Source organism: Streptomyces sp. S.PNR 29, assembly GCF_030386795.1.
Classification (GTDB): Bacteria; Actinomycetota; Actinomycetes; order Streptomycetales; family Streptomycetaceae; genus Streptomyces.
In genome coordinates, this window is the sequence record NZ_JANUQM010000017.1 from 22,549 (window position 1) to 34,756 (window position 12,208).

Genomic DNA, 12,208 nt, shown 5'->3' on the forward strand with positions numbered 1-12,208 from the left:
GCTCACCCCCCATGAGACGGGGTGCGACCGGGCCGGGCGATCGGGAGAAGCGGATCATGGCTGCTCACGATGCCCGACCGATCGTCACACACTGGTCACAGTCCACCGCGGACCTTACGCCGGGCACACCGGTTCCTCACAGTAGCGGGGCCGACACGCGAACGTGCGGTGTCCGCGGCGAGAAGTCCCGCCACGGACACCGCAGGGTCACGCCGGCCGCGTTCGGTTCAGTCCTGCCCCGGGGGAGGGCCGCCGAGCAGTCTCGGGCCCGGGCCGCCGGGGCCGGGGCCGCCCTCACCGCCGGGCGGTGCGGGGAAGAGGAACAGGCCGGGTCCGCCCGGTGCGCCACCGGGCATCGGGCCGCCGGGGCCTCCGTTGAGGACCGCGCCGGGCGGCGCGCCGACCGGCTCCGGTTCGGGCATCGGCGCGTTGCCGTTGGCCGACGGCTGGTGCGCGAACTGCGTCCGGTACAGCTCGGCGTACAGCCCGTCCAGGGCGAGCAGTTCCTCGTGGGTGCCGCGTTCCTGGACGCGGCCCTTGTCGATGACGAGGATCTGGTCGGCGTCGCGGATGGTGGACAGCCGGTGGGCGATCACCAGCGACGTACGTCCCTTGAGGGCGGTCTTCAGGGCCCGTTGCAGCGCGGCCTCGGACTCGGAGTCGAGGTGCGCGGTGGCCTCGTCCAGAACGACGATGGGCGGTGCCTTCAGCAGCAGCCGGGCCATCGCGACGCGTTGCTTCTCACCGCCGGACAGCCGGTAGCCGCGGTCGCCGACGACGGTGTCGAAGCCGTCGGGCAGCGACTCGATGAGCTCCCAGATCTGGGCGGCCTTGCAGGCGTCGATCAGTTCCTGCTCGGTGGCGTCGGGCCGCGCGTAGGTGAGGTTGTCGCGGATCGTCGCGTGGAAGAGGTGGGCGTCCTGGGTGACCATGCCGACGGTCTCGTTCAGTGACTTCAGGGTCACGTCGCGCAGGTCGTGCCCGCCGATCCTGATGGCGCCCTCGACCGGGTCGTACAGGCGCGGCACCAGGTGGGTGATGGTCGTCTTGCCCGCGCCGGACGGGCCGACCAGGGCGGTGAGCTTGCCGGCGGGCGCGGTGAAGCTGAGGTCGCTCAGCGTCCAGGTGTTCTGGGTGCGCTCCGGCATCGGCAGGGCGATCGACTCCAGGGAGGCGAGCGAGACGTCGGACGCCTTCGGGTAGCGGAAGGACACGCCGTCGAACTCGACCTCGGGTGCCGTGCCCTCGGCGGTGGTCGCCGGCAGGGGCTTGGCGCCGGGTTTCTCGGAGATCAGCGGCTTGAGGTCGAGGATCTCGAAGAGGCGGTCGAAGCTGACGAGCGCGGTCAGGACGGCCGTCTGGGCGCCGGAGAGCTGGTTGATGGGACCCATCAGCCGGGTGAGCAGGGTGGCGAGGGCGACCAGGGTGCCGATCTGGAAGGTGCCGTCGATGACGAGGCCGCCGCCGACGCCGTACACCAGCGCGGTGGCCAGGGCGCCGACCAGGGTCATCGTCAGGAAGAGCATCTTGCCGTAGACGGAGGTCATGATGCCCAGGTCGCGTCCCTTGCGGGCGAGGCGGGAGAACTGTCCCGTCTCGCTGCCGGGGCGGCCGTAGAGCTTGGCCAGCAGCGCGCCGGTGACGTTGAACCGCTCGTTCATGAACGAGCCGACCTCGGCGTTGACCTGCATGTGTTCCCGCATGATCCGCTGCAGGCGGCTGCCGACGACGCGGCCAGGGATGATGAACAGCGGGATGATCACCAGCGAGACGAGGGTGACGATCCAGGAGAGGTAGAGCATGGCGGCCAGCACCAGCACCAGGGTGAGCCCCGCGGACACCACGGTGGACAGCAGCGAGGTCACCGCCTGCTGTGCGCCGACCACGTCGGTGTTGAGCCTGCTGACGAGTGCGCCGGTCTGGGCGCGGGTGAAGAACGCCAGCGGCTGCCGTTGCACGTGGTCGAAGATCCGGGTGCGCAGGTCGTAGATCAGCCCCTCGCTGATGCGGCCGGAGTACCAGGCTTCGACGAAGCCGAGGCCGGTGCCCAGCAGGGCGAGTGCGGCGACCGCCACGGAGATCCACACCACGAGCGAGGTGTCTCCCTTGGCGATGCCGTTGTCGATGATGTATTTGAACAGGACTGGGGTGGCCACCGCTATTCCTGCGTTGAGCGCGGTGACGACCAGGAGAAGGGCGATGTGGGCTCGGTACGGTTTTGTATAGGGGACGATCCTTTTCGCCGTGCCGGGCTTGATACGCTGCCTGGTCACCGACTCGTCCGGCCCCATCCCCCGTATCACCATCGGCCCCGGGCCGATCATGGCCACGAAAACCTCCCGTTTTCGCTGTCGTTGTCGGGCGGGGTGTTACTGACCCGTCTGTCTAACCGGCGGCCTCGGCCTGCTCCAGCCTGTCCATCTGCTCGGCGAGGCTCTTGGGCCGCATGTCCGTCCAGTTCTTCTCGATGTACTCCAGGCAGGACTTGCGGGTGTCCTCGCCGAACACGGTCTTCCAGCCGGCCGGCACCTCGGCGAAGGCGGGCCAGAGCGAGTGCTGGTTCTCGTCGTTGACCAGGACGAGAAAGGTACCGTTTTCGTCGTCGAACGGGTTCGGCATGACTGCTCCGATCGCTTTCCCTCGTCGGCTTGCGTTGCCTTGCGTGGTATTTCTTTGCGGGCGGAACCTGGTTCACGCTAGCCGCACGCCCGCGGGACCTACAAGGCCGTCCAAGTGGGCAATGCGCGAGCGTGAATTCACGGCCTGTCGGTCGTGGTTGAAGAATTCGATGATCGCGGAATTCACGGCAGCCGGGTTCTCGAGATATCCGTAGTGTCCGCATCCGGGAATCTCGGTGTACCGGGCGCCGGGGATGGCGGCCGCGACCTCGCGCGACAGGTGCGGGCGGACGACGAGGTCGTCCTGGAACCCGATGACCAGGCAGGGGCGGCTGATGCGCCGGTAGGCCGCGCGGCGGTCCGGGATCAGCTGGAGGCCGAGCTGCCCGCGGAAGGCGGTCGGGTCGGGGGACGCCAGCTCGAAGACGGCGAGCCAGTCCTGCAGGCGTTCGTCGTCGTTGAGGGTGCGCGGGGAGAGGTTCTGCAGGGCTTTCACGTACGCGCTGAAGCGGGGCGGAAGCCTGGTGGCGGCGTCGCCGAGTTCCAGGTCGGCGGCCGTCATGGCCTCGGTCAGGGCGTCGGCCCGGGCCGCGGTCGCCATCAGCACCGCCTGCCGGACCAGGTCCGGGCGGGCCAGCAGCAGTTCCTGGACGGCGATCGCGCCGAGCGAGTAGCCGACGACCCGGCAGGGGCCCACGTCCAGCTGCTCGATGAGCCGGGCGACGTCCCCCGCCATGGCGTCCAGGGTGAAGTCGTCGGGGCACGGGTCGCTGGGCGGGATGCCCCGGTTGTCCAGGGTGATCACACGGTGGCCGGCCGCCGTGAGGGCCGGCACCTGGTGGGTGCGCCACATACGGCCGGGGGCCCCGGTGCCGGTGACCATGACCACCGGCTCACCCGCGCCGTACTCGTCGTAGGCGAGGCTGACCCCGCCCGCACGGACGACCGGCATCGCGTCAACTCCCTTCGTCTGCTTCGAGCTCAGCCGCCGAAGCACTCACACGACGACCGGCCGCCGTCAACCCCGACACCCGGCGAGCCCGCCGCACACGGCCAGCCCCCCGGGCACCGGGGACCAAGACCACCGGCCACCGGCCACCGCATCCACTCCCCTCGCCCGGCTGCCGGCTCAGCCGCCGAAGCACTCACACGACGGCCGACCGCCGTCAACCCCGACACCCGGCGAGCCCGCCGCACACGGCCGGGCTCCTCGGTGTCGGTGGCCAAGACGACCGGCATCGCGTCAGCTCCCTTCGGCTGCCGGTGTGGCGAAGCGGCCGGCCTTGTCGAGGACGTCCTCGCTGTACAGCCTGAGCGCCTGCTGGAGTGCGAACTCCGCGACGTAGCCGCGGAAGGCGTCCATCGACTCGTCGGCGAGGTTCAGCATCCGCCGGTTGGCGAGCACGGCCGCGTTGTCGAGGCGGGTCAGGCCGCGTTCGACGGCGGCGTCCATCTCCTCCGGCTCCACGACCTCGTCGACCAACAGCCGGGCGTCGGGTTCGCTCGCGCGGATGCGGCGCCCGCCCAGCACGACCTGCCGGGCCAGCCGTGGGCCGGCGTAGCGGCCGAGACGGAAGTTGGCGACGCCCGGGATGATCCCCTCCTTCGCCGCCGGCAGGCTGAGGTAGGCGTCGGACGCGGCGATCACGTGGTCGAAGACCAGCAGCAGCTGCATGCCCCCGCCGATGGCGAAGCCGTCCACGGCGGCCACCCACGGTTTCTCGATGCGGGGTGAGTGCCACTGACCGGGGTGGTCGCTGAACACGCCCCGCAGGATCTTGTGGAGGTAGCCGAGTTCGCGCCGCAGCAGGAACCCGGCGAGCGGGATCCCGCCGGAGCTGAGGCTCTTGAGGTTGATGCCGGCGCTGAACACCCGCCGGCCCCGGTGGCGTGGATGGCTCATCGGCCCGCCGCGCACCAGTGCCAGCCGGGTGGCGGGGTCGAGCAGGACGAGGTCGACGGCGGTCTCCATGTCGTCGACCTGCCGGACGTCCTCGGCGTTGAGGCAGTCGTCGCGGCACAGGGTGAGGCGTGCCACGCCGTCGCCGCGCCGTTCGATCCGCACCGCTTCCAGGTCGGCCACGCCGGTGCGGGTGAAGTCGGGCAGCATCCGCAGGGCACGGTCGGTGGGCTGGAGCATGCTGTCGAGCAGGTGCCCTCCCGCGGTCGGCGAGCGCAGCACCGCCCGCAGGAAGATGCCCTGGTCGATCTCGTGCCCTTCCTTGCCCGCCTGGGCGAGTCCGGCTTCGTCCGCGAGCTGTGCCGCGGTCGGCACGAGGCCGGGGAAGGCGTCGGCGGCCGATGCGAGGAGTTCGTCGAGCCGGGGGCGCAGGGCACGGCCGTTGGTGAGCCGGTCGTACACGGCGTCGGCGTACGCGTCCAGGAACCGGGTGCGCAGGGCGCGTGCCGCGTCGTGGGCCGCCGCGGCCTCGGCCCGCTGCCGTGCGGTGCGGGCGGCGGGGGCGGGCAGGTCCGTCAGCAGGTTCTCGACGCGGGTGATCGCACCGGATTCGGCGGACAGTTCCTTCCAGGCGGTCTGGACGTCGCCGTGGTCCGGCCGGATGGGCGGAGGCGCCGTCATGAGGCCTCCACCGTCCGTCCGGTGCTCTGGCGCAGGGCGCGGTCGCACGCGGCGAGGTGGGCGCCGAGGGCGTCCTCGAAGCTGGTCGTCGTGGCGTCGAACAGCAACTGGCGGCGAATGGCGAGTTCCTGGCCGGACACCCCGCGCGTCACTTCGGCGGCGGCGGCCAGGGCGGCGGCCGGGTCCTCGGCGATCTCGTCGACGATGCCGAGGTCCAGCGCCTCGGCAGCGGCGATCGGATGTCCGAACAGCACGGCCTTGCGGGTGCGTGCGGCACCGGCCAGCTGCACCAGCCGGTAGCCGGCCATGCCGGGCCAGGTGGCGGTGGCGTCGCGGGGCACGAGCAGCCGGGTGTCCGGCAGGGCCATACGGATGTCGGCGGCGAGGAACGCGTCCAGCGCGGTGCCGCCGCAGTCGCCGGAGGCGACGGCGACCGTGGCGCGGGGCAGCCGTTCGAGCCGGCGCAGCACCCGTTCCCACTTGGTGACCAAGATGACGTCGACTCCGCTGGTCCAGGTGAGGTCGGGGGCGCCGGTGACACGTACCGTCACGATGCCGTCGGCCGCGTCCTCGGCCTGGTCGCACAGCACGGTGACGGCCTTCACCGTCGCCGCCGTGAGCGGCTCGCTTCCGTCCAGTGCGAGGGTGAGCGGGGTCTGCGGGGCTGTCTTCGTGGTCACCATCGCACCAATGCCGTTTCGATCGTGGAGCCGGGCCCCATGGTCATGAGCACTCCGTACTCGCCGGGCCGGGTGACGGCCTCGTCGAGGAGCCGTTCGTAGGAGAACAGGAAGGAACCGCTGGAGACGTTTCCGTGGTCGCGCAGCACGCCCACGGTGTGCCGCACGTCGTGGCGGGTCAGACCGAGGTTGACGACGACGGCGTCGATGACCTTCTTGCCGCCGGAGTGCACCAGCCAGTGCCGGATGTCGCTGCGCCGCAGGCCGGTGCCGGCCAGCAGGCGGTCGACGACGATCTCGGCGTGCGCGCCGACGACGTACGGGATCTGCGGGTCGAGGAAGAAGCTGAACCGTTCCAGCGTGCGGTCCCAGTCGTAGCGCATGGCGTCCACGGCCTCGGGGATGATGCAGCTGGCGAACTTCAGCACGGTCGGCCCTCGCGGGGCGTCCGGCACGCCGAGTGCCGGGTCGCGGCCCGCGACGAGCGCGACGGCCGCGGCGCCGTCCCCGAACAGGCTGTTGACGACCGCGGTCCGCATGGAGGAGTCCATGGCGTAGGCGGCGGAGCAGGCCTCCGCGCACAGGACGACGGCGAGTTCGCCGGGGTGGGCGGTGGCCCAGCCGGCCACCACGCCGAGGGCGTTGAGTCCGGCGTTGCAGCCCATCCCGACGATGTCGCTGCGGCTGCAGTGCCGGTCGATGCCGAGTTCCCGGATGAGCAGGGCGCTCAGCCCGGGAGTGAGGAAGCCGGTGGAGGTCACACAGCACAGGTGCCGCAGGTCGGCGAGGTCCGCGCCGGCCCGCTTCAGGCAGGCGCGCAGGGCCTCGGCACCCATCTCCAGGGCGAGTTCCTTGTGCTTGTCGATGAGGTCGCCCTGCGACTCCGGGCTGCGGACCCCGTCGGCGTCCGCGGGCGGCAGGGTCAGGTTGCGCCGCTCGATGGCGCTGTTGAGGAAGACCGACCGCACCTTGGGGTCGGTGATGTCGAAGGCGTCGAGGACGTCCTGCTGGGTGTAGGAGGTGGGGGTCACGGCCGTGCCCACGCCCACGATCCGCGGGTAGGCGGGGAGACGGCCGAAGGGACGAGTGTCCTTCGGCTCCACCTCGGGCATTTCGCCGAGGATCTCGGGAGGGGCGGTGTCGATGCTCATCGGAAGGTCCACCCCCACATGCGGGGCTTGCTGCGCAGTCGTGCGTCACTGGTGCCGGTCACGTGCCTGTCCCTTCTGCTGTGTCACGGGTCGGTGGTCGGGCGTGGCTACGGCCGCTCGGCCTCGGCTTCGATGAACCGGGCGAGCCGTGCCGTGCCCTCGGTGATCTCGGCGGGGGTGAGGTAGCTGGTCGACAGCCGGATGCCGTCGAGCCCCCCGCCGTCGGGGTAGAAGTACGTCATCGGCGTCCAGATGACGCCGAAGTCCTGGGCGGAGCGGGTGAGGGCGGCGTTGTCCGCGCGGAAGGGCACGCGGACGGTCAGGAAGAAGCCGCCCGTCGGTTCGTTCCAGCTGACGCCCAGGGCCGTCCGGCGCGCGGCGGGCAGATGCGCGTCCAGCTCCCGCAGTGTGGCCCGCATGGCGTCGCCGTAGTAGGTGGCGGCCGCCGCGTTCAGCTCGGAGACCCGGCCGTCCGCGGTCAGCAGGGTGCCGGCGACGGCGGCCTGGCTGAGGGACGAGGTGTTGACGGTCACCATGCTCTTGATGCGGGCGAGTTCGTCCGCGAGGAGGTGGGTGCGGCCGTCGTCGTCCACGACCGGCTGGTCGGCGACGACGAAGCCGACGCGGGCGCCGGGGAAGACCGTCTTGGAGAAGGAGCCGAGGTGGACGACCGTGCGGGTGCGGTCCATCGACTTCAGCGTGGGCAGCGGCGGGCCGGGGCTGACCAGGCGGTACGGGCTGTCCTCCAGGACGAGGATGCCGTACCGGGCCGCGAGGTCGAGGAGTTCGGCCCGGCCGCGCTCGTCCATGGTGGTGCCGGACGGGTTGGAGTGGTCGGGGACGACGTACAGGGCGCGGGGGCGGCGGCCGCGGGCCCGCTCCCTGAGGACGGCGGCCTCCAGGTCCGCGCAGGACAGGCCGTTCTCGCGTTCCTCCACGGGGGTCACCGCGATGTCGAGGAGGAGGGCCGCGCCGGTGATGCCGACGTAGCAGGGGCTGGCGACCAGCAGCACGTCGTCGGGGCCGGTGATCAGGGCGCGCAGCACCAGCAGCATGGCTTCCTGGGCGCCGACGGTGACCACGACGGATTCGGCGGGGACGTCGATGCCCTCGTCGGCGCGCAGGGCGTCGGCGATGATCTCGCGGATCTGGCCGGCGGTGGGGCCGTACTGGTACATCGCGGTCCGGATCTGCTGCGGTGAACTGCCCTGCTCCGCCAGGTGGTCGAGGTACGTCCGTACGTGGCGGAAGATCTGCTCGGTGTCGAAGAACCCGTCGTAGGGGCGGCCGGGGGCGAAGGAGATCGCGTCCGGGTAGCGCAGGGTGACCTCGTTGAGGAAGGTCATGGTGTCGAGGACGGGGTCGCTGAGGCTCGCGTGCAGGTCGGACCTGCGCAGGCCCGGTGCGGACTCCTCGGTCACCGGCCGGCGGGGGGCGGGCGTCCGTGCGCCCGGTGAGCCGTGTGACGTGTGCGCGGGCCCGGTGCCGGGCCGCGGGCGGGCCGGGCCGGGTGCGATGCGGATGAGGTCGGGGCCGGCGTCGGCGACCGTGCCGGTGCCGGTGAACGCCATCGCCTCGGTCAGCTCCCGGACCAGCCCGTGCAGGGTCTCGGTCACACCGGCGCGTCCCCCGGCCCGCAGCCCCTCCAGTACGGGTTTGCCCACGACGACGGCGTCGGCGCCCGAGGCGAGCGCGGCCAGGACGTCCGCGCCGCGGCGCACGCCGCCGCTCAGCAGGAGCGGGCAGCCGTCGGCCACGGCTTCGGCGATCCGCGGCAGTGCGGCGAGGTCGGTGACCACGATGCCGTCGGCGCCCGCGTCCACCGCCCGCTGGGCGTCGGCGGCGGTGTGCACCCCGGACAGCAGCAGCGGCAGTGCGGTGGCCGAGCGCAGCCGCGCCACGGCGGCCCAGTCGGTGTGGGCGTCGAGCAGCCGCCGTACGTCCGTGATCGGGCCGGTGGCGGGCAGGTTGACGGGGGCGGCGACGGGGCCGAGCCGGATGGCGTCGCGGTCGCCGAGCGCGAGGACCACGGCGTGGAAGCCGGCCTCCTCGGCCCGTCGGGCAAGCTCACGCCCCGTCCCGGCGTCCTGGAAGGAGTAGGTGCGCAGCCACGGCGGGACCTCGGCGGCGGAGGCCAGTTCGCCGAAGGTCCGCTCGGCGAAGGCGCTCACGACGGGCGGCAGACCCGCCGCGCCCGCCGCCCGCACCACCGCCAGCTCGGCGCCGGGCCGGGGCGCGGCGGTGAGCGGTCCGACCACCAGCGGTGCCGGCCATGGCCGGCCGAGGAGCTTGACGGTGGTCTCCGGCGTTCCCGGACCGCGGCGTACGCCCTGCCGCAGACCGGTGCGTTCGAACATCTCCCGGTTCGCGGACGCACCGCATTCGGGTGCCGGGGAGCGCTCCGGATACGGCGACTCGGTTCCGCCGTCACCTGAACCCCCAATTACCGGACGCCCATTTTCCGGACTCCCGCTTTCCGGACTCCCGCTTTCCGGACTCCCGCTTTCCGGACGCCCGTTTCCCCCACGTCCCTTTTCCGCACGCCCGGTGCTGCCGTCACGTGCAGTACGCACGCGACCGTCGGAATGCACCATGGATTTCCCCCCGGTTGTCCGCGCTCCACGGGACGGCCCTTATCCGGCGTTCAGCGTCACACGGATCACGGACCGCCAACAACAGCGTCCAACCGGCCGGTTCGGGCACTTGGACAGGCATGCGGATTCCGGCGTCACACCGGCAGCACGACGTTCTCCCGCACTGCGGGCCAGCCTTCTTCGCGCAGCTCGGCGACCATGCGGTCGGCGGCCTCGGACGGCACGGCGAAGCGTACGACGAGACCGTCGGCGTCGCCGTCGACCTCGGCGTCCTCCGCCACCACGCCCAGGCCGACGGCGGCCGTCACCAGCCGGGCCAGCTCACCGGCGCGGTCCGCCACCCGTACCCGCACGCGGGGGTCACCGGCCGTCGGGACGGGCCGGGCGCCGGGGATGCCGGCCAGGCCGAGGATGCCCCGGTCCAGCAGGTCCACCAGTGTGCGCATGCCGGGCTCCCGGTCCCCGTCACCGGTCCGGGCGAGCGCGTCCAGCGCGGGCACCAGCCGGGACAGATCGGCGTGCAGGGCCCTGAGGACATCGGCGATCGCGGGCGCGTTGGACTGCAGGATGTCGCCCCACAGCCGGGAGTCACCGCCCGCTATCCGGGTGACGTCGCGCAGGCCCTGCCCGGCGAGCCGGGACGTCCCGGCCGGCGCGTCCCGGAGCCGGGCCGCCATCAGGCTGGCCACCAGGTGCGGGACGTGCGAGGTCACGGCCACGGCACTGTCGTGTTCCTGGCTGGGCATCACCACCGGGACGGCACCGCACAGTTCCACCAGGCCGAGGGCACGGTCGAACGTGTCGGGCGAGGTCACCGGCGACGGGGTGAGGACCCAGTTGCGGCCCTGGAACAGCTCGGCGCGGGCGGCGAGCGGCCCGGAGCGCTCGCGGCCGGCCAGCGGATGACCGCCGACGTACCGCTCGGGGTCCGGGGCACGGCTCAGCGCGGCCCGCTCGGGACCGGCCTTCACGCTGGCCACGTCGGTGTAGTCGAGGGCGAGCCGACTCGTCTGGGCGTCGGCGAGCACAGCGCCGACCTGGCTGGGCGGCACCGCGATCACCGCCAGGTCGACCGGCCCCACGGGGGCGCGGGCGTGCCCGGCACCGAGGGCGGCGGCCGTCCGCGCGGCCACGGGATCACGGTCCGTGAGGAACACCGTCACTCCCCGCCGGCGCGCGGCGAGGGCTACCGAGGTACCGATGAGACCGGTGCCGATGACGGCCATGGTGCGCAGCACAAGACATCACCCGTTCACAAAAGGCCATCGTTCAGGAACCGAAAGGCCAGGCGAGTTTACGCACCGCCCCGTATGGCCGCCACATTTCCCGGACGTCTTCCCCGGACCCAACCGTCCCGGACGGTCGGACAGTTCGTTTTCCCGAACCAGAACCATAGAGTTCGCATCAATCCATGAAACTCACCTCGAACCATGGAGTTCCAAAAACCCTGTTCTCTCCTTTTCCGGAGACACACATGCTGGATTCATCGAAAGCAGCGGTTCCGCTGGAGGACCTCTCGATCGACCACGTCGGGATGTATGTCACGAACCTGGAGGCGTCCGTGTCCTCCTGGGTGGACGAGTACGGCTTCACCGTGGTCGGCACGAGCGCTTCGTCGCGGCACCGCGGGGCGGCGCTGCGTCAGGGCGGTATCACCCTGGCGCTCACCCAGGCGACGTCGGACCAGCACCCGGGGGCGGGGTACGTCCTCGCACACGGGGACGGCGTCGCCGACATCGCGCTGCGCACCGCGGATGTGGAGGCGTCCTTCCGGGCTGCGGTGGACCGCGGGGCCCGGGCGGTACGGCGGCCGACGCGGCATGCGGCCGGTGATCCCGTCACGGCGGCGGTCGGCGGCTTCGGCGACGTCGTCCACACGTTCGTCCAGCGCGAACCTGATGAGGGGCCGGGTCTGCCCGCGGGCTTCTCCCCGGTGACCGGCGCGGAGCCGGCCGCCGAAGGCGACGCGGGGCTGCTCGCACTGGACCATGTGGCGGTGTGCCTGAACGCGGGCGAGCTGCGGCCGACCGTCGACTACTACCGCACGGCCCTCGGTTTCCGGGACATCTTCCGGGAACGCATCGTCGTGGGCGCCCAGGCGATGGAGTCGACGGTCGTGCAGAGCCCGTCGGGTTCGGTGACGCTGACGCTGCTCGAGCCGGACGTGTCCGCCGCCCCCGGGCAGATAGACGAGTTCCTGAAGGGGCACCAGGGAGCGGGCGTCCAGCACCTGGCGTTCTCCTCCCGTGACGCGGTCGCCGCCGTACGGGCCCTGTCCGCACGCGGTGTCACCTTCCTGCGTACGCCGTCCGCCTACTACGACCTGCTCGGCGAGCGCATGGGGCTGGACGCGGGGCGGCTGGCGGACCTGCGGGAGACGAACGTGCTCGCCGACGAGGACCACGACGGGCGGCTGTTCCAGATCTTCACCGCCTCGAAGCACCCTCGGCAGACGATCTTCTACGAGGTCATCGAACGCCAGGGCGCGGCGACCTTCGGCAGCGCCAACATCAAGGCGCTGTACGAGGCCGTGGAACTGGAGCGGACGAAGCAGCGTGGATTTCCCCGGCGCTGACGTGGACGC

9 protein-coding genes are annotated in these 12,208 nt (G+C 71.8%); 1 reads left to right on the top strand and 8 read right to left on the bottom strand.

Annotation, left to right across the window (positions count from 1 at the left end):
• Positions 1 to 227: 227 nt before the first annotated feature.
• From NW895_RS35195 to NW895_RS35230, 8 genes are all read right to left on the bottom strand, one after another.
• Positions 228 to 2,324, bottom strand: coding sequence for an ABC transporter ATP-binding protein (locus tag NW895_RS35195; RefSeq protein WP_289941112.1), 2,097 nt, complete (start codon positions 2,322 to 2,324; stop codon positions 228 to 230).
• Positions 2,325 to 2,385: 61 nt separating this feature from the next.
• A complete protein-coding gene (locus NW895_RS35200) occupies positions 2,386 to 2,619 on the bottom strand; it encodes an MbtH family protein (protein WP_289940907.1) in 234 nt (77 codons plus the stop codon).
• A gap of 72 nt (positions 2,620 to 2,691) precedes the next feature.
• Positions 2,692 to 3,570 carry an alpha/beta hydrolase gene (locus NW895_RS35205; RefSeq protein WP_289940908.1) on the bottom strand — a complete coding sequence of 293 codons (879 nt, stop codon included), beginning with the start codon at positions 3,568 to 3,570 and terminating at the stop codon, positions 2,692 to 2,694.
• Positions 3,571 to 3,861: 291 nt separating this feature from the next.
• Complete coding sequence (gene dpgC, locus NW895_RS35210; RefSeq protein ID WP_289940909.1) at positions 3,862 to 5,199, bottom strand: (3,5-dihydroxyphenyl)acetyl-CoA 1,2-dioxygenase DpgC; 1,338 nt, start codon at positions 5,197 to 5,199, stop codon at positions 3,862 to 3,864.
• Positions 5,196 to 5,882 carry an enoyl-CoA-hydratase DpgB gene (gene dpgB / locus NW895_RS35215; protein ID WP_289940910.1) on the bottom strand — a complete coding sequence of 229 codons (687 nt, stop codon included), beginning with the start codon at positions 5,880 to 5,882 and terminating at the stop codon, positions 5,196 to 5,198. Before dpgB ends, dpgC begins: the two co-directional genes overlap by 4 nt.
• Entirely contained in the window at positions 5,876 to 6,991 is a 1,116-nt protein-coding gene (dpgA, locus tag NW895_RS35220; protein WP_289941113.1) for a 3,5-dihydroxyphenylacetyl-CoA synthase DpgA, read from the bottom strand. The genes dpgB and dpgA overlap by 7 nt, the downstream gene beginning before the upstream one ends.
• A 146-nt stretch (positions 6,992 to 7,137) precedes the next feature.
• Positions 7,138 to 9,624, bottom strand: coding sequence for an aminotransferase class I/II-fold pyridoxal phosphate-dependent enzyme (locus NW895_RS35225; protein WP_289940911.1), 2,487 nt, complete (start codon positions 9,622 to 9,624; stop codon positions 7,138 to 7,140).
• 134 nt (positions 9,625 to 9,758) lie between these two features.
• The gene (locus tag NW895_RS35230; protein WP_289940912.1) at positions 9,759 to 10,850 is read right to left on the bottom strand and encodes a prephenate dehydrogenase; all 1,092 of its coding nucleotides are present in this window, start codon (positions 10,848 to 10,850) and stop codon (positions 9,759 to 9,761) included.
• 248 nt (positions 10,851 to 11,098) lie between these two features.
• On the opposite strand from NW895_RS35230, the gene hppD reads away from it, so the two are divergent.
• A complete protein-coding gene (gene hppD / locus NW895_RS35235) occupies positions 11,099 to 12,199 on the top strand; it encodes a 4-hydroxyphenylpyruvate dioxygenase (RefSeq protein WP_289940914.1) in 1,101 nt (366 codons plus the stop codon).
• Positions 12,200 to 12,208: the final 9 nt, after the last annotated feature.